General features: G+C 74.9%; 13 protein-coding genes and 1 pseudogene. 11 read left to right on the top strand and 3 right to left on the bottom strand.

From position 1 onward, the window contains the following. The first annotated feature begins 164 nt into the window (after positions 1 to 164). From ABT014_RS06530 to ABT014_RS06515, 3 genes and pseudogenes are all read left to right on the top strand, one after another. Positions 165 to 1,058 carry an MBL fold metallo-hydrolase gene (locus ABT014_RS06530; protein ID WP_350637532.1) on the top strand — a complete coding sequence of 298 codons (894 nt, stop codon included), beginning with the start codon at positions 165 to 167 and terminating at the stop codon, positions 1,056 to 1,058. A gap of 34 nt (positions 1,059 to 1,092) precedes the next feature. Then, positions 1,093 to 2,008 (top strand): annotated as a pseudogene (locus ABT014_RS06525) (NTP transferase domain-containing protein). A gap of 50 nt (positions 2,009 to 2,058) precedes the next feature. Next, complete coding sequence (locus tag ABT014_RS06515; RefSeq protein ID WP_502894888.1) at positions 2,059 to 3,228, top strand: molybdopterin molybdotransferase MoeA; 1,170 nt, start codon at positions 2,059 to 2,061, stop codon at positions 3,226 to 3,228. Between the two features lie 45 nt (positions 3,229 to 3,273). Here ABT014_RS06515 and ABT014_RS06510 read toward each other — a convergent pair whose 3' ends face one another. Next, on the bottom strand, positions 3,274 to 4,401 hold the full coding sequence (locus tag ABT014_RS06510) for a potassium channel family protein (RefSeq protein WP_350637530.1): 1,128 nt from the start codon (positions 4,399 to 4,401) through the stop codon (positions 3,274 to 3,276). A gap of 125 nt (positions 4,402 to 4,526) precedes the next feature. Here ABT014_RS06510 and ABT014_RS06505 point away from each other — a divergent pair, with 125 nt between their 5' ends. From ABT014_RS06505 to ABT014_RS06485, 5 genes are all read left to right on the top strand, one after another. Beyond that, positions 4,527 to 5,507 carry an NAD(P)H-quinone oxidoreductase gene (locus ABT014_RS06505; RefSeq protein ID WP_350637529.1) on the top strand — a complete coding sequence of 327 codons (981 nt, stop codon included), beginning with the start codon at positions 4,527 to 4,529 and terminating at the stop codon, positions 5,505 to 5,507. Between the two features lie 125 nt (positions 5,508 to 5,632). Further along, positions 5,633 to 6,673: a hypothetical protein gene (locus ABT014_RS06500; protein WP_350637528.1), complete on the top strand. Its 1,041-nt coding sequence runs from the start codon at positions 5,633 to 5,635 to the stop codon at positions 6,671 to 6,673. Positions 6,674 to 6,916: 243 nt separating this feature from the next. Further along, complete coding sequence (locus tag ABT014_RS06495) at positions 6,917 to 7,549, top strand: bacterial proteasome activator family protein (RefSeq protein ID WP_350637527.1); 633 nt, start codon at positions 6,917 to 6,919, stop codon at positions 7,547 to 7,549. A gap of 244 nt (positions 7,550 to 7,793) precedes the next feature. Further along, positions 7,794 to 9,248: a protein kinase domain-containing protein gene (locus tag ABT014_RS06490; RefSeq protein WP_350637526.1), complete on the top strand. Its 1,455-nt coding sequence runs from the start codon at positions 7,794 to 7,796 to the stop codon at positions 9,246 to 9,248. Positions 9,249 to 9,346: 98 nt separating this feature from the next. Beyond that, a complete protein-coding gene (locus ABT014_RS06485; protein WP_502894867.1) occupies positions 9,347 to 11,083 on the top strand; it encodes a protein kinase domain-containing protein in 1,737 nt (578 codons plus the stop codon). A 129-nt stretch (positions 11,084 to 11,212) separates the two neighbouring features. Here ABT014_RS06485 and ABT014_RS06480 read toward each other — a convergent pair whose 3' ends face one another. Both ABT014_RS06480 and ABT014_RS06475 read right to left on the bottom strand, forming a co-directional pair. Continuing rightward, positions 11,213 to 12,394, bottom strand: a complete 1,182-nt coding sequence (locus ABT014_RS06480; RefSeq protein WP_350637525.1) for a phosphotransferase enzyme family protein — start codon at positions 12,392 to 12,394, stop codon at positions 11,213 to 11,215. Positions 12,395 to 12,459: 65 nt separating this feature from the next. Next, complete coding sequence (locus ABT014_RS06475) at positions 12,460 to 13,122, bottom strand: response regulator (RefSeq protein ID WP_350637524.1); 663 nt, start codon at positions 13,120 to 13,122, stop codon at positions 12,460 to 12,462. 382 nt (positions 13,123 to 13,504) lie between these two features. Here ABT014_RS06475 and pdhA point away from each other — a divergent pair, with 382 nt between their 5' ends. From pdhA to ABT014_RS06460, 3 genes are read left to right on the top strand one after another with little or no spacing between them, the layout of a single operon-like run. After that, positions 13,505 to 14,656 carry a pyruvate dehydrogenase (acetyl-transferring) E1 component subunit alpha gene (pdhA, locus tag ABT014_RS06470; RefSeq protein ID WP_502894866.1) on the top strand — a complete coding sequence of 384 codons (1,152 nt, stop codon included), beginning with the start codon at positions 13,505 to 13,507 and terminating at the stop codon, positions 14,654 to 14,656. After that, the gene (locus tag ABT014_RS06465; protein ID WP_502894865.1) at positions 14,656 to 15,630 is read left to right on the top strand and encodes an alpha-ketoacid dehydrogenase subunit beta; all 975 of its coding nucleotides are present in this window, start codon (positions 14,656 to 14,658) and stop codon (positions 15,628 to 15,630) included. The genes pdhA and ABT014_RS06465 overlap by 1 nt, the downstream gene beginning before the upstream one ends. Before the next feature lie 14 nt (positions 15,631 to 15,644). After that, positions 15,645 to 17,084: a dihydrolipoamide acetyltransferase family protein gene (locus ABT014_RS06460; RefSeq protein WP_350637522.1), complete on the top strand. Its 1,440-nt coding sequence runs from the start codon at positions 15,645 to 15,647 to the stop codon at positions 17,082 to 17,084. Positions 17,085 to 17,091: the final 7 nt, after the last annotated feature.

Below are 17,091 nucleotides of genomic sequence, written 5' to 3'. Positions count from 1 at the left end.
CCACTCGCCGGGCGCGCCTTCCCGGCTTTGGCGGGGGCTTCCTCCCAAGCTGGTAGCGCACGGGGCCCGAGCCGGCCCGCCGCGCCGACCAGGGAGCAGAAGTGACGCCGTCGTCGCCCGAGGGGACTGCCGGAGCGGGCGGAGCGGACCGGGGGCGTCCGCCGGTGCGGCCGCTGGAGGTCGAGGTGTTCACCGGCCCCGAGACGGCGTTCTTCGCCACCTCCAGCCTGATCATGGGCGAGCAGGCGGCGATCCTGGTGGACGCCCAGCTCACCCGGAGCGCGGGGCGCGAGCTGGCCGAGTGGGTCGCCGGCAAGAACCGGCAGCTGCTGGCGATCGTGGTCACCCACCAGCACCCCGACCACTACTTCGGGGCGGAGGAGGTGCTGCGGCTGTTCCCGGCCGCGCAGCTGCTGGCCGCGCCGTCGGTGGTGGCGGGGATCGTCCGGACGGCCGCGGCGAAGGTCGCCCAGTGGAAGCCGGTCTACGGGGCGGACATCCCGGACCAGCCGCTGGTCCCGGCCGCGCTGCTGCCGCAGCCGTTGATGATCGACCGGCAGCTGATCCGGGTGCTCCAGCTGGGGCAGGCGGACTGCGCGGATTCCACGGTGGTGCACGTCCCGAGCATCGGGACGGTGCTGGCGGGGGACTTCGTCTACAACGGCACCCATGTGTGGACCGCCGACACCGATCCGCACCAGCGGGTCGAGTGGGGCCGCAACCTGGGCCGGATCGCCGATCTTGGGGTGTACCGGGTGATCGCCGGGCACCGGGCGCCGGGGGCGGACGACGACGCGCAGCGGGTGCTCCGGTTCACCGGGGACTACCTGCGGGACTTCGACCTGGCGCTGGCGGCCCACCCGCACGACGCGGAGGCGCTGGCCGCGGCCGTGAACGCGCGGTACGGCGGGCTGACCCTGCCGGCCATCCTGGAGCTGGGCGCGGCGGCGGCGACGGCGCCGCGGACGGCGGAGCTGCGCCGGGTGGAGCCGTACGAGCAGCAGGAGGACCACGGCGGCATCATCGACGCGGAGATCGTCGAGGACCCGGAGGACTGAGCCCGGGTCCGGGACCGGGCGGGATACTGGCCGCATGGCGGCGTACGACGCGGTGGTGCTGGCCGGGGGCGGGGCGGCCCGGCTCGGCGGGGTGGACAAGCCGGCCCTGGTGGTCGGCGGGCGGACCATGCTGGAGCGGGTGGTGGCGGCCTGCGCGGGCGCGGGCCGCACGGTGGTGGTGGGGCCGGCCAGGGAGCTCGGGGGCGTGCTCCGGGCCCGGGAGGACCCGCCGGGTGGCGGGCCGGTGGCGGCGCTGGCCGCGGGGCTCGGCCGGGTGACCGCCGAACGGGTCCTGCTGCTCGCCGCCGATCTGCCGTTCCTGGACCGCGGCACGCTGGAGCGGCTGCTCGCGGCGCTGGACGATCCGGAGCCGGAGGCGGCGCTGCTGGTGGACGCCGGGGGACAGGAGCAGCCGCTGACCGCGGCCTACCGGACCGCGGCGCTGCGGGCGGCGCTGGCGGAGTTGGGTGATCCGGCGGGGCAGTCGCTGCGCCGGTTGCTGGCGCCGCTGCGCACCGTCCGGGTGGCGGACCGGGGTGGGGCGGCGTTCGACTGCGACACCTGGCAGGAGTTGGCGCTGGCCCGGGAGCGGGCGGCCGCACGGCCGGGGGTGGCGGCCGGTGAGCAGAGCGAATCCTGATGGTCACCGGCCAGGTGCTGCGGCGGCGCCGGGATCGGGCAGCATGGGAGGCATGGAGCGCACGCTGGATGACTGGATCGCCGCGGTCGGCACCGAGCTGGGCATCGACCTGGAGGTGGACGTGCCCGGACTGCTCGATCTGGCCCGGGTGGTCGCGCACGGGGTGGCCCGCCCGGCGGCGCCGCTGACCGCTTTCCTGGTCGGTTACGCCGCTGCCCAGCAGGGCGGCGGTGCGCAGGCGGTGGCGGCGGCCGGGGCGCGGACGGCCGCGCTGGCCGAGCGGTGGGCCGCGGCGGAGCAGCAGCCGTGACGGCGGTGACGGGCCTCGGGCGGGGGGAGGCGGATCCGGGCCGGGAGGCGGTGGCGGGGGAGCCGGTGCTGCGGGACTGTGCGTGGCCGCGGGCCCGCCGGGCGGCGTTGCTGGCGGGCGGGCGGCCGCTGGCCGTCCGGGTGGTGGAGCTGGCGGCGGCGCTCGGGCACACGTTGGCGGAGCCGCTGGTGGCGCTGACGGATCTGCCGGCCTTCGACACCTCGGCGATGGACGGCTGGGCGGTGGCGGGGCCGGGTCCGTGGCACGAGGTGGGCCGGGTGCTGGCGGGGGAGCGGGCGGGTCCGCTGGCGGACGGTACGGCGGTGGTGATCGCGACCGGTGCGCAGCTGCCGCCGGGCGCGACCGGGGTGCTGCGGCGCGAGCACGGGCGGCTGGACCGGGGGCTGCTGCGCGGGTCGGCGCTGGTGCCGGGCCAGGACGTGCGGCCGCGCGGGCAGGAGTGCCGGCGGGCTGAGGAGCTGTTGCCGGCGGGCCGGGTGGTGACGCCGGCGGTGCTGGGGCTGGCCGCGGCGGCGGGCCACGACCGGCTGTCGGTGCACCGGCGGCCGACGGTGGAGCTGCTGGTGCTCGGGGACGAGTTGCTGGATTGCGGGCCGCCGCGGCCGGGGCTGGTCCGGGACGCGTTGGGGCCGCTGCTGCCGCCGTGGCTGGCGGCGGCGGGGGCGGAGCTGATCGCCCGGCGCCATGTCCGGGACGAGTTCGGGCTGCTGCGGGACGCGGTGCGGCGCTCGCCGGCGGATCTGGTGGTGACGACGGGCGGGACGGCGGCAGGTCCGGTGGACTTCCTGCACCGGGCGCTGGCGGCGGCCGGGGCGCGGCTGCTGGTGGACGGGGTGGCGGTGCGGCCGGGGCATCCGATGCTGCTGGCCGAGCTGCCGGACGGGCGGCACCTGGTGGGCCTGCCGGGCAATCCGCTGGCGGCGGTGGCCGGCGCGGTGACCCTGGCCCTGCCGTTGCTGGCGGCGTTGAGCGGTCGGCCGGCGCCGGCGCACCGGATCGAGCCGGTGGGGGTGGCGTTGCCGGGCCACCCGTCGGACACCCGGCTGTTGCCGGTGGTCCGGACGGGGGGCGGGGTGGCGCCGCTGGCGTTCGACGGGCCGGCGATGCTGCGCGGGCTGGCGCTGGCGGAGGCCTTGGCGGTGGTGCCACCGGGCGGTCTGCCGGTGGGCGGCCGGGTGGAGCTGCTGGACGTGCCGTGAGCCGGCCGGGGCGGTCAGGTCGGGGTCTCGGGTGCCTGCGGGGTCTCAGGTGCGGGCGGGCCTGATCACCACCACCCGGTCGGTGAGCTGCAGGGTGGCGGCCTCGGGGTCGGTGTAGTTGAGCACCCGGCGGCCGCGGACCACGGCGACCACCAGGTCGGTGCACTCGCGCGGGCCGTGGCCGGCCTCGGCGCGGGTGACCGGCCGTTCCAGGACGTCCAGGCCGTTGCCGTAGGTGAGCAGGTCCTCCATCACCGAGCCGGTGTTCGGGCTGAGCGTCGACATGCCGAGCAGCCGGCCGGCCGAGCTGGAGCTGGTGACCACCACGTCGGCGCCGCTCTGCCGCAGCAGCGGGGCGTTCTCGTCCTCGCGGACGGCGGCGACCACGGTGGCGCCCTTGTTGAGCTGGCGGGCGGTGAGGGTGATCAGGGCGGCGGTGTCGTCGCGTTCGGGGGCGACCACGATCCGGGAGGCGCGCGGGAGTTCGGCGCGCAGCAGGGTCTCGGTGCGGGTGGCGTCGCCGACCACGCCGGTGAGGCCGTCCAGGGTGGCCTGTTCGACCACCTTGCGCTGGGGGTCGACGATCACGATGGATTCCTTGGGCTCGCCCTGGCCGAGCAGGGTGCCGACCGCGCTGCGGCCCTTGGTGCCGTACCCGATCACGACGGTGTGCTCGCGCACGGTGGACCTCCAGCGTTCGATCCGCCAGTGCTGGCGGGTGCGTTCGGTGAGCACCTCCAGGGTGGTGCCGACCAGGATGATCAGGAAGACCACCCGCAGCGGTGTGATCACCAGGATGTTGATCAGGCGGGCGGTGTCGCTGACCGGGGTGATGTCGCCGTAGCCGGTGGTGGAGAGGGTGACGGTGGCGTAGTAGGCGGCGTCGAGCAGGTCGACCGAGCCGTCGGAGTTGTCGGTGTAGCCGCTGCGGTCGAGCCAGACCACCAGGGTGGTGACGGCCAGGATGGCGAGCGCCATCAGCAGGCGCCTGGCGACCTGGCGCATCGGCGGGGTCGGGGTGCGGGCGGGCAGCAGGACGTTGCGGACCTGGTCACTGTCCGGGCCGGGTCCGCGCCGGCCGCGTTGGCCGGGCGGCGCGCCCGTTGCCGTCCGCGCCCTCCGTGCGGTCCGGCTGCCGGGGTCGGTATCGGGGTGGGGGTCGGTGTTCGGCACAGGGACAAGCATGGGGTGCGGCGGGTCGCGGGCGGGTCGCGGCGCCGGGGTGTCGCGGCCGACGGGTGGTCACCGCCGGGTGGGCCGCGCGGACGTGAGGGGGTGTGCGCGCGTAGCGTGGCGCCATGCGAGCCATCAACATCGCCCATGCCGGTGGACCCGAGGTGCTGAGCTGGGAGCAGGTGCCCGATCCGGTGCCGGCCGCCGGGGAGGTCCTGGTCGAGGTGGCGGCGACCGCCGTCAACCGTGCCGATCTGTTGCAGCGCCAGGGCTTCTACGAGCCGCCGGCCGGGAGTTCGCCGTACCCGGGGCTGGAGTGCTCGGGCCGGATCGTCGCGCTGGGCCCGGGGGTGTCCGGCTGGGGCGTCGGGGACGAGGTGTGCGCGCTGCTGTCCGGCGGCGGGTACGCCGAGCTGGTGGCGGTGCCGGTCGGCCAGCTGCTGCCGGTGCCGCGCGGCGTGGACCTGGTGGAGGCGGCGGCGCTGCCCGAGGTGGCCTCGACGGTCTGGTCGAACGTCTTCATGGTCGCGCACCTGCGCCCGGCCGAGACCGTGCTGATCCACGGCGGGGCCAGCGGCATCGGCACGATGGCGATCCAGCTGGCGAAGGCGGTCGGCGCCAGGGTGGCGGTCACGGCCGGCAGTGCGGGGAAGCTGGAGCGCTGCGCCGAGCTCGGCGCGGACATCCTGATCGACTACCGCGAGCAGGACTTCGTGGTGGCGCTGCGGGAGGCCACCGGCGGGGCGGGGGCGGACGTGATCCTGGACATCATGGGCGCCAAGTACCTGCAGCGGAACGTGGACGCGCTGGCGGTCAGCGGCCGGCTGGTGATCATCGGCCTGCAGGGCGGCGTGAAGGGCGAGCTGGACCTGGGCGGCCTGCTGCGCAAGCGGGCGGCGGTGGCGGCGACCAACCTGCGCGGGCGGCCGCTGGAGGAGAAGGCGGCGATCGTGGCGGCGGTCCGGGAGCACGTGTGGCCGCTGGTCGAGGCGCGGGTGGTGCGGCCGGTGGTGGACCGGGTGCTGCCGATCGAGCAGGCCGGGGCGGCGCACCGGGTGCTGGAGGCGGGCGAGCAGGTTGGCAAGGTGGTGCTGCGGGTGGGGTGAGGTGGCCGGCGACGGCGTGGTTGGTGCCCGAAATGCCCTGATTGTCGGAATGTGTGAGGCTGGTGCGGAGCTGTCCGCCGCCGATCGCGCCGAGCGCGGTCGGCCGTCGGAAGGACCTGCTTCCCATGGCTGCACTTCCGTCTGCGCTCTCAGCGTTCTGCTCCGCCCTTCCCGGCACGCTGCGCCGCGGTGCCGTGCTGGCCGGCACCGGACTGGCCCTGCCGGTCCTGCTGGCGGGCCCGGCCCTCGCCGTCGCGGCCGTACCGGTCGCCGCACCGGCCGCTCCCGCCGCCTCCTCCGCCGTCGCTCCCGCCGTCGCGGTCCCGATCCCGGCGCCGGTCGCGGGGGAACTCTCCGCGCCCGTGCAGGAGCAGCTCGCGACCGCGCTGCGCCAGGCCGCCGCGATGCAGCCTGTACCGGCCGGACCGCCCGCCGTGATCGACGAGCCGGGCGCCGAGCAAGGGGACGCCGGGCACGGGGACCCGAGCGCGGACCAGGACGGGGACGGGGCGCAGGGCGTGGACCCGTGCCCGCCCGCCGCCGACCCGGTCCGCTCCACCCCGCTGCCCTCGGCGGGCCACGGGGGGCCGTCGGCGAGCCCGAGTGCGGTGCTCGGCCCGGCACCGAGCCCGCCGGCGGTGCAGAGCCCGTCCGCCGCGCCGGTGAGCGTGACCGCGCCGTCCTCGCCCACCGCCTCCGGGGCCGGGGCCGAACCGGCGCCCCCCGCGGATCCGCCGTCCTGGCACCACCACCAGCCGGCGCCCGCGTACGCGCAGGCCGGCCCGGAGCAGGGCACCCCGCAGCAGGGCGTCCCGGAGCAGGGCGTCCCGCAGGACCCGGTGTCGGACCCGCCCTCCGACCCGCCGTCCGCCGGGGCGGAGCACCGGGCGGGCCCCGGTGCGCCCGGTGCCGCCGGCCCGGCGTCGGGCGGTACGGGCCAGGGCCCCGGCGCGGCCGCGAGCGCGCCGGCCGGTGGCGAGGAGGCCCCGCCGAGCCCCGACGGGCCGAGCGTGCAGGCGGCCGGCCCGGTGCTGCAGTACCAGGCGCAGCCGGCGGTGCCCGGACGCTCCGCCGACCCGGCGGGCCTGCAGTTCCCGCTCGGTGCCGGACTGGCGCTGATCGGTTGCGGGCTGGCGCTGATCGGGCTGCGGCTGCGCCGGGGCTGACCCGGTGGGTGCCGGCCGGTCCGGGGGCGTTGCCCGCCGCCGCGTCAACAGCGGCGCCGGGCTTCCGGATTGGTGGCGGCCGGGGCCGCCCGTACCGCCTGGTGTGGGACGATCGGTCCGCTGTCGGTCGGTGTCCGAAGCAGCACGCCGGCCCGGGCGCCGGGAGCCGGCGGTGGGCGGCCGCGAACGTGCGGCGGCACCGGTTCGTTGACCAGCTCGATGGACGAAGCATATGAAGGAGCTATGACCAATCCGATGAACGAACGGCCGCAGGAGCCCTACCAGGCGTCGGAGCCGTACCAGGCGTCGGGCGGGCAGCAGGACGACGGGCCCAAGGTGCTGATCGTCGGACCGGACGGGATGCCGATCGGCGCCGTGCCGGGCTCCGGGTTCGGCCGCGGCGCCGGGAACGATCCGGCGGAGCCGCGGGAGCTGCCGGTGACCGAGATGGTCGAGCAGCCCGCCAAGGTCATGCGGATCGGCAGCATGATCAAGCAGTTGCTGGAGGAGGTCCGGGTCGCGCCGCTGGACGAGGCCAGCCGGGTCCGGCTGAAGGAGATCCACGCCAGCTCGATCAAGGAGCTGGAGCTGGGTCTCGCCCCGGAGCTGGTCGAGGAGCTGGAGCGGCTGTCGCTCCCGTTCACCGACGACGCGATCCCCACCGAGGCCGAGCTCCGGATCGCCCAGGCGCAGCTGGTGGGCTGGCTGGAGGGGCTGTTCCACGGCATCCAGACCGCGCTGTTCGCCCAGCAGATGGCGGCGCGCGCGCAGCTTGAGCAGATGCGGCGGGCGTTGCCGCCCGGCCTGAACGGTGCCGAGGGCGAGCCGGAGGAGCCGGCCCCCGGCCGCGGGATCCGTTCGGGGCCGTACCTCTAGGGCACCCGCGGGGCTGCCCCGGCACACCGTCCGGGCCCGTTCGCGGCAGGGCTGTCCCGGCTCTGTAGCAGCTCGGACACGTTCCCGCCCCTGAACCCGATCACGTCGGTGCGAGCCGATACCCTGGCCCCTGCCGTCGGACTCGACCGACGGTGGGGGCGGCGGCCACGGGCCCGCCCGCCCGGTGCATCCGGACCAGACCGTAAGGCTGCGGCCCCGCCGCGCCGAGGGGGAAGCAGGGACCATGAGCGAGGACGCCAACCCGGTCGGGGGACATTCCCTCGGCAACGGCCGCTATGTGATCCAGCGCCTGCTCGGCCAGGGCGGCATGGCCTCCGTCCACCTCGCGCACGACACCGTGCTCGACCGGCTGGTCGCCGTGAAGACCCTGAACATCGAACTCGGCGGCCAGGCCGCGTTCAAGGAGCGGTTCCGGCGCGAGGCGCAGGCCGTGGCGCGGCTCCAGCACACCAACATCGTCTCGGTCTTCGACAGCGGTGAGGACGTCTCCCCGGAGGGGCTGGCCACGCCGTACATCGTGATGGAGTACGTCGAGGGGCTGGCCCTGCGCGACGTGCTCAACGACGCCGTCGCCCAGCACGGCGCGATGCCGACCGCGCAGGCGTTGAAGATCACCGCCTCGGTGCTGTCCGCGCTGGAGGCCTCGCACGACCAGGGCCTGGTGCACCGCGACATCAAGCCCGGCAACGTGATGGTCAGTTCCAAGGGCGTCGTCAAGGTGATGGACTTCGGCATCGCCCGCGCGCTGCAGTCCGGCGTGACCTCGATGACCCAGACCGGCATGGTGGTCGGCACCCCGCAGTACCTCTCGCCGGAGCAGGCGCTCGGCAAGAGCGTGGACGCGCGGGCGGACCTCTACTCGGTGGGCTGCATGCTCTTCGAGCTGCTCACCGGGCAGCTCCCGTTCGACGGCGACACCGCGTTCACCATCGCCTACAAGCACGTGCAGGAGCCGCCGCCGGCGCCGTCCAGCGTCAACCGGACGGTGAGCGCCGCGGTGGACGCGCTGGTGGCGCGGGCGCTGCGCAAGGATCCGGCGCACCGGTTCCCGACCGCGGAGGCGATGCGCGAGGAGGTCGAGCGGGTCGCCGGGGCGGAGCAGGGCGGCGGCGTGCCGCTGCAGGCGAGCACCCCGCTGGTGATCAGCGAGGGTCCGCGCTCGGTGCACGCGGCCCCGTCGATGACCAACTTCCCGCAGGTCGGCGGCGACATCCGGACGCCGACGCCGCAGGTCCAGCAGCACTACCAGCCGGCCGCGCCGACCCCGTCGCCGTACCAGGCCCCGCAGACCCCGCCGCCGTTCGCGCAGGCCCCGCACACGCCGCCGCCCTTCCCGCAGCCGCAGCAGGCGCAGACCCCGCCGCCGTTCGCGCAGCCGCAGTACCAGCAGCCGTACCAGACCCCGCACCCCTTCCCGCAGCAGGCGCACACGCCGGTGCCCGGCCCGGTCGGACCGTACGGGCCGACCCAGGTCAAGCCCAACAACGGCTGCTCCACCGCACTGATCGTGGTCGGCGTGATCGTGGGCGTGATCGTGCTGGCGGTGGTGATCGTGGCGATCGCCGCGGCCCAGGCCGAGAAGGACAAGAACAAGGGCACCAGCTACGACGGGGCGCCGCGCCACGTGGTGGTGCTGGAGCCCGCCGCCGGCGGCGACCGGATCCCGCCGGGGGTCTGAGTCACCGGACACCGGGCGCCCGCGTGAAGCGGTAGCGTGCACAGGGACGGAACCGACAGGGCGACTGCGCACCGAGCGACGGCCCGGGGCGAGGAGCGATGGCAGAGACAGAGCAGCCGGGCGAGGGCGAGCCGGAGCAGCATGCCGGCACCCGGGAGACCCCGCAGGGCCCGCGGAGCCCGGAGTCGACCGCCGAGACGGCCATGCTGTCGGCGCCCTTCGGGACCCCGTCGCGCGGCACCGCCGCCCCGCTCGGCACGGTCGGGGCGGGCCGCTACCGGCTGACCGGCAGGCTCGGCCGGGGCGGGATGGCCGAGGTCTTCGCGGCCCAGGACGTCCGGCTCGGCCGCACGGTCGCGGTCAAGCTGCTGCGCGGAGAGCTGGCGCAGGACGAGGTGGCCCGGCTGCGGTTCACCCGCGAGGCTCACGCCGTCGCGGCGCTCAACCACCACTCGATCGTCGCGGTCTACGACACCGGCGAGGAGCAGCACGGGATCGGCCCGGAGGACGGCGAGGAGACCACGCCGTACATCGTGATGGAGCTGGTCGAGGGTCGCACCGTCCGCGAGTTGCTGGTGGACGAGGAGGCGCCGCCGGTCGACCAGGCGCTGATCATCATCGCCGGGGTGCTGGAGGCGCTCGCGTACAGCCACCGGCACGGCATCGTGCACCGCGACATCAAGCCGGCCAACGTGATCATCACGACCGGCGGCGCGGTCAAGGTGATGGACTTCGGCATCGCCCGTGCGCTGACCGGCGCGGCGAGCACCATGACCCAGACCGGCATGGTGATGGGCACCCCGCAGTACCTCTCGCCGGAGCAGGCCCTGGGCAAGGCGGTGGACCACCGCTCCGACCTGTACGCGGCCGGCTGCATGCTGTACGAACTGCTGGCGCTGCGGCCCCCGTTCGTCGGCGAGACCCCGCTCGCGGTGGTCTACCAGCACGTCCAGGACATCCCGGTGCCGCCCTCGCAGGTCAACCGGCGGGTGCCGCCCGAGCTGGACGAGCTGGTGCTGCGCTCGCTGGCGAAGAACCCGGACGACCGGTTCCAGAGCGCGGACGAGTTCCGGGCCCACGTGCAGCACGCGCTGCGGCAGTTGCACGGCGCCGCGGGCGCGGGCCACCCCGGCGCGGGCTACCCGGGCGCGGCCGCCGGGCTGGCCGCCGCCGCGGCCGCGGGCGGCAGCGGCAGCTACCCCGGCTACGAGGGGCCGCCCAGCGGCGGCACCGCGATGACCGCCCCGCTCGGCCAGCTCGGCCCCGGCTCGGGCACCGGGCCGACCGAGGCGCTGCCCTACCAGGTGACCTCGCCGTACCGGACGCCCTCGCAGCCGTACCCGGCGGCGGGCGGGCCGGGCGGCGGCGGCCCGGGGTACGACGGCGACGACGAGGAGCCGCCGCGCCGGCGCAACCCGTGGGGCTGGGTGCTGGGCGTGGTGGCGGTGCTGCTCGCCGCGGCCATCGGTACCGCGCTGGCGCTCAGCGGCGGCCAGAAGCACAAGGACGAACCGGTGGTGACGCCGCCGCCCTCGGTCAACTCCCAGCCGAGCACGGTGGAGCCGAGCACCGGGGCGCCGTCGCCGTCGGCGAGCCGGAGCCAGACCAACACCACGACCCGCCAGCCGGAGTCGCCGAGCAACCTGCCGTCGACCTCGCCGAGCGCGAGCCGCTCCGGTTCGCCGTCGGCCTCGCCGTCGGCGAGCGCCTCGAAGTCGGGAAGCGCCTCGGCGCCCGCCTCGTCCCCGGCTCCGTCCTCGGCCAAGCCGAGTACCTCGCAGAGTGCGGGTCCGACGTCCTCCGGGACGCCCGCGGCCGGTGGCGGAAGCCAGTAGCCGGTTGCCACGACGGCCCCGCCCGGATCGGGCGGGGCCGTCGGCCTGTCCGGCGCCGGTCGGGTGGGTACGGCGGTCGGCCGCGTGCGGGCGCCGGGTCCGGCGGTTCGGTGGGCCGGGCGGTGCGCGTCAGTTGGTGAAGGCGTCCAGCACCTGTTCGTACTCCTCGCACCACCAGGCGAGTTGGGCGGCGGAGGCGGCGTACAGCGGGTCGGCGCGGTGGTCCTCGCGCTGGTAGTGCCACTGGAGCATCCAGAGGTCGTTCAGCCGCTCCCACCAGACCCGGTGCACGGCGGCGGCCAGCTGGCGGGCGTCGGCGGCGCCGGTGGCCCGGTAGCCGCGGGCGTAGTGGCGGACCCGGGAGAGGTCCAGCACGCCGGTGGTCCGGTCGTTGAAGATCAGGGTGGCCGCGCGGACGGCCTCCTCGGCGATCGGGTGCAGGCCGAGCTTGTCCCAGTCGAGCACCGCCACCACCCGGCCGCGGCGGTGCAGCAGGTTGAGGCCGTGGAAGTCGCCGTGGGTCCAGCCGGTCGGCGGGGCGGCGGTCGGCACGGGCCGCCGGTGCTGGTGGGCGGCGATCAACTCGGCGCGTTCGAGCAACCGTTGCTCGGCCAGCTCGTCGAAGGGCCGGCGCGGCTCCTGGTGGCGGGCGCGGCGGAGCAGCTCGGCGATCAGGAAGCCGGTCTCCACCGGGTCGGCCGAGAGCCGCCCGGGAGGCTGCCGGACGGGGGCGCACACCTTGGCGAGTGCGCCGTGCAGCCGGCCGAGCAGCGCGCCCAGCTCGGCGCACTGCTGCTGGTCCAGCTCGGTGCCGTGCCGGTGGACGCCGGAGACCCAGGGGAAGAGGGCGAAGAACCGGCCGCCGTGCGCGTGGACGGTGCGGCCGTCCTGGGCGGGCAGCGGCGGGGCCACCGGCAGGCCGAGGCGGTGCAGGGCGAGGGTGGCGTGGTGCTGGGCGGTGATCGCCGGGCGGGTGGCGGTGGCCTGGTCCACGTAGCACTTCAGGAAGTAGCTGCCGGCCTCGGTGGTCACCCGGTAGCCGCGGTTGAGCAGCCCCTCGGCCACCGGCTTCACCCGCAGCGCGGGGGCCGTGCGGAACTCCCGCAGCACCGCGGTCACCGTGCCCGGCGCGACCGGGGGGCTGAGGGTGCCGACCGGCGGGGCGGTCGGATCGGGACGGGCCGGTGCACCCGCTATCGGTCGGCCGGACGCCCGGGTGTCGCCGGGGAGCGAGGGGCGGGGCAGGAAGACCGGCGCGAGCAGCGCCGATGCCGGGTCCGACGGGGCCGAGGGGTGCGGTTGTGCGGTCACGGGGCGAGCGTAATGCCTGGCGCAATCGGTACTTGACAGACGGTCAGGAATGTGATTAGGGGAGCTCAGTTCTGCTGATCGGCCTGGTGGCGGGCCACGTAGGCCGCTGCCTGGGTGCGGCGTTCCATGCCCATCTTGGCGAGCAGGCTGGAGACGTAGTTCTTCACCGTCTTCTCCGCCAGGTGAAGTTCACCCCCGATCTGCCGGTTGGTCATCCCCTCACCGATCAGGTCGAGAATTCGCCTTTCCTGCTTGGTGAGTTGGGCCAGTCGCTGGTCCTCCTCCCGGCTCCCGCCGGTGCGCAACCGCTCCAGCACCCGGCTGGTGGCGATCGGGTCGAGCAGCGACTTGCCGGCGGCCACGTCGCGGACGGCGGTGAGCAGGTCGGTGCCGCGGATCGCCTTCAGCACGTAGCCGGAGGCCCCGGCCATGATCGAGTCGAACAGCGCCTCGTCGTCGGAGAAGGAGGTGAGCATCAGACACCTGATCGAGGGATCCTGCGAGCGCACCTCCCGGCAGACCTCGACGCCGTTGCCGTCCGGCAGGCGGACGTCGAGCACGGCGACGTCCGGCCGCACGGCCGGGATCCGGGCCAGCGCCTCGGCCGCGGTGCCGGCCTCGCCGACCACCTCGATGTCGTCCTCCATGGACAGCAGATCGTGGACGCCGCGTCGGACGATCTCATGATCATCGAGGAGGAATACTGTGATTCGTCCGTTTTCACTCACGTCCAAAGCCTCCCATATCGCCCTCGCACCGTCCTGGGCGGATGCAGGCCGGGCGCGCCGGCCCCTCCGGTGCCGGGACCGAATCGATTCCCGTTACCCCCTTACGCGGAGCGCCCTGCCCGGATAGCGTGCGCTGGTGTCCCGACGGCCCCGCCGAAGAGAGCTGCGCCACACCCGCGGCTCTGGGGAGCGAAGAACTAGGACGTCCTAGCGCAAGCGCGCCAAGGGGCGGCGCTGGGTAACGTTCTCGCAGAAGGGACGCCGTCGGAAAAGGATCACCACCTGCCGAGCACCCGGCGCGCACACCCAAGCGCGCCCCGCGAGGCGGTGACCGGACCGGTCACCGGCGACCCCGGGCGGCCGGACAGACCGAGGAGTGAACGTGACCGTCAAAAGCACGGCGAGGGCGCGCAAGAAGGCCGCCCCCGGCGTCCCTGACAATCTCCGCACGGGTACGGACGCCCCCGCGGAGCTCGTACAGTTGCTGACGCCGGAGGGTGACCGGGTCGAGCACCCGGAGTTTCCGCTGGTGACGACCCCGGAGGAGATCCGGGCGCTCTACCGTGACCTGGTGCTGGTCCGGCGCTTCGACGCCGAGGCCACCTCGCTCCAGCGCCAGGGCGAGCTGGGCCTGTGGGCCTCACTGCTCGGCCAGGAGGCCGCCCAGGTCGGCTCGGGCCGCGCGATGCGCCCCGGCGACTACGCCTTCCCGACCTACCGGGAGCACGGCGTCGCCTGGTGCCGGGACGTGGACCCGCTGAACCTGCTCGGCATGTTCCGCGGTGTGAACCACGGCGGGTGGGACCCGAACGAGAAGAACTTCCACCTGTACACCATCGTGATCGGCTCGCAGACCCTGCACGCCACCGGGTACGCGATGGGCATCACCAAGGACGGCGCGGACGACGCGGTGATCGCGTACTTCGGCGACGGGGCCTCCAGCCAGGGCGACGTCAACGAGGCCTTCACCTTCGCCTCGGTCTACAACGCCCCGGTGGTCTTCTTCTGCCAGAACAACCAGTGGGCGATCTCCGAGCCCACCACCAACCAGACCAAGATCCCGCTGTACCGCCGCGCCTCCGGCTTCGGCTTCCCGGGCGTCCGGGTGGACGGCAACGACGTGCTGGCCTGCCTCGCGGTGACCCGCTGGGCGCTGGACCACGCGCGCAGCGGCAACGGCCCGGTGCTGGTCGAGGCGTTCACCTACCGGATGGGCGCGCACACCACCTCCGACGACCCGACCCGCTACCGGCCCAGCGAGGAGACCGAGGCCTGGAAGGCCAAGGACCCGATCCTGCGGCTGCGGGCCCACCTCGACAAGGAGGGCCTCGCCGACGAGGCGTTCTTCGCCGAGGTCGAGGCGCAGAGCGAGCAGCTGGGCCTGCGGGTGCGCGAGGGCGTGCGCAGCATGCCGGACCCGGACCCGACCCTGATCTTCGACCACGTGTATGCCGAACCGCACACACTGGTGGACGAGGAACGGGCCGAGTACGAGGCGTACGCGGCCTCCTTCGAGGGCGGGGAGAACCTCTGATGGCAGGTCAGCTCAACATCGCCAAGGCGCTCAACGAGGCGCTGCGCAAGTCGCTCGAGAACGACCCGAAGACCCTGCTCATGGGCGAGGACATCGGCAAGCTCGGCGGTGTCTTCCGGATCACCGACGGCCTGCAGAAGGACTTCGGCGAGGACCGGGTGATCGACACCCCGCTCGCCGAGTCCGGCATCGTGGGCACCGCGATCGGCCTCGCGCTGCGCGGCTACCGCCCGGTGGTGGAGATCCAGTTCGACGGCTTCGTCTACCCGGCCTTCGACCAGATCGTCACCCAGCTGGCGAAGATGCACGCCCGCGCGCTCGGCCACGTGAAGATGCCGGTCACCATCCGGATCCCGTACGGCGGCGGCATCGGCGCGGTGGAGCACCACAGCGAGTCGCACGAGGCCTACTTCGCGCACACCGCCGGTCTGCGGGTGGTCAGCCCGTCGAACCCGAACGACGCGCACTGGATGCTGCGGCAGGCCATCGAGTCGGACGACCCGGTGATCTTCCTGGAGCCGAAGCGGCGCTACTGGGACAAGGGCGAGGTCCAGGACGCGGCCGAGCTGCCGCTGCACGCGGCGCGGATCGTCCGGCCGGGCACCGACGCGACGCTGATCGCGTACGGGCCGATGGTCAAGGTCTGCCAGGAGGCGGCCGCGGCCGCCGAGGAGGACGGCCGCAAGCTCGAGGTGGTCGACCTGCGGTCGCTCTCCCCGATCGACTTCGCCACCGTCGAGGCCTCGGTCAAGCGGACCGGGCGCGGCATCGTGGTGCACGAGGCTCCGGTCTTCCTGGGCCTGGGCGCCGAGCTGGCCGCCCGGCTCACCGAGAGCTGCTTCTACCACCTGGAGGCGCCGATCCTGCGGGTCGGCGGCTACCACGCCCCGTACCCGCCGTCGCGGGTCGAGGAGACCTACCTGCCGGACCTGGACCGGGTGCTGGACGCCGTCGACCGCGCACTGGCGTTCTGAGAGGAGCGAGAGCCGTGACCACCGAAGTTCGCTCGCTCCGCGAGTTCAAGATGCCGGACGTCGGCGAGGGCCTGACCGAGGCCGAGATCCTCACCTGGTTCGTGAAGCCCGGTGACACCGTGACGGACGGCCAGGTCGTCTGCGAGGTGGAGACCGCGAAGGCGGCGGTCGAGCTGCCGATCCCGTTCACCGGGACGGTCGAGCAGCTGTTCTTCCCCGAGGGGTCGACGGTCGACGTCGGCACCGCGATCATCTCGGTGGCGGTCGAAGGTGCGGGCGGCGCCGAGCCGGTCGCCGCCCCGGCGGCCCCCGCCGAGGCCGAGGCCGTCCCGGAGCGCCGCGAGGTGCTCGTCGGGTACGGCCCGCGCACCGGCGGGACCCAGCGCCGCGCCAAGCGGGTCACCGCTGCCGCCGCCGTGGCCGCCCCGGTGGCGCCGGTGGTGCCCGCTCCGCCGGTCGCCCCGGTCGCCCCGGTCGCCCCGGCGGTCACCCCGGTCGCTCCGGCGCCCGTGGTGGCGGCCGTACCGGCCCAGGCGCAGCTGGTGGAGGGCGACCGGCCGCTGGCCAAGCCGCCGGTCCGCAAGCTGGCCAAGGACCTCGGCATCGACCTGCGCAGCGTCGTGGCGACCGGTCCGGGCGGGGTGATCACCCGCGAGGACGTGCACGCCGCCGTCCTGCCGGTGGCGGCGCCCGCCGAGGCCCCGGCCGCTCCGGCGCCGGTGGTGGCGGTGCCCGCCGTCGCGGTGGGCACCGGTGACGTCCGGATCCCGGTCAAGGGGGTCCGCAAGGCCACCGCGGCCGCGATGGTCTCCTCGGCCTTCACCGCCCCGCACGTGACCGAGTTCGTCCAGGTCGACGTGACCCGGACGATGAAGCTGGTGCGCAAGCTCAAGGAGAGCGGCGAGCTGGGCCAGGGCGTGCGGGTCAGCCCGCTGCTGCTGGTCGCCAAGGCGCTGCTGACGGCGGTCCGCCGCTACCCGGAGGTCAACGCCAGCTGGGACGAGGCGGCGCAGGAGATCGTGGTGAAGGGCCAGGTCAACCTGGGCATCGCCGCGGCCACCCCGCGCGGGCTGATCGTGCCGAACATCAAGGACGCCGGCTCGCGCACGCTGCCGCAGCTGGCGGTCGCGCTCGGCGAGCTGATCGACACCGCGCGGCAGGGGAAGACCTCGCCCGCGGACATGCAGGGCGGCTCGATCACCATCACCAACGTCGGCGTCTTCGGCGTCGACACCGGCACCCCGATCCTGAACCCGGGCGAGGCGGCCATCCTCGCCTTCGGGGCGGTCCGGGACCTGCCGTGGGTGCACAAGGGCAAGGTCGTGCCGCGCCAGGTCACCACGCTGGCGCTCTCCTTCGACCACCGGCTGGTCGACGGCGAGCTCGGCTCGCGGGTGCTCGCGGACGTCGCCGCGATCCTGGAGCAGCCCAAGCGGCTGATCACCTGGGGCTGATCCCACC

The sequence above is a fragment of the Kitasatospora sp. NPDC094015 genome, assembly GCF_040304075.1.
Classification (GTDB): domain Bacteria; phylum Actinomycetota; class Actinomycetes; order Streptomycetales; family Streptomycetaceae; genus Kitasatospora.
This window is presented reverse-complemented; position numbering and strand designations above follow the sequence as displayed.

Coding starts and splice junctions, on each gene's coding strand:
- ABT014_RS06505 (WP_350637529.1), top strand. CDS start 4,527: ATGCGAGCCATCAACATCGCCCATGCCGGTGGACCCGAGGTGCTGAGC.
- ABT014_RS06500 (WP_350637528.1), top strand. CDS start 5,633: ATGGCTGCACTTCCGTCTGCGCTCTCAGCGTTCTGCTCCGCCCTTCCC.
- ABT014_RS06495 (WP_350637527.1), top strand. CDS start 6,917: ATGACCAATCCGATGAACGAACGGCCGCAGGAGCCCTACCAGGCGTCG.
- ABT014_RS06490 (WP_350637526.1), top strand. CDS start 7,794: ATGAGCGAGGACGCCAACCCGGTCGGGGGACATTCCCTCGGCAACGGC.
- ABT014_RS06485 (WP_502894867.1), top strand. CDS start 9,347: ATGGCAGAGACAGAGCAGCCGGGCGAGGGCGAGCCGGAGCAGCATGCC.
- ABT014_RS06465 (WP_502894865.1), top strand. CDS start 14,656: ATGGCAGGTCAGCTCAACATCGCCAAGGCGCTCAACGAGGCGCTGCGC.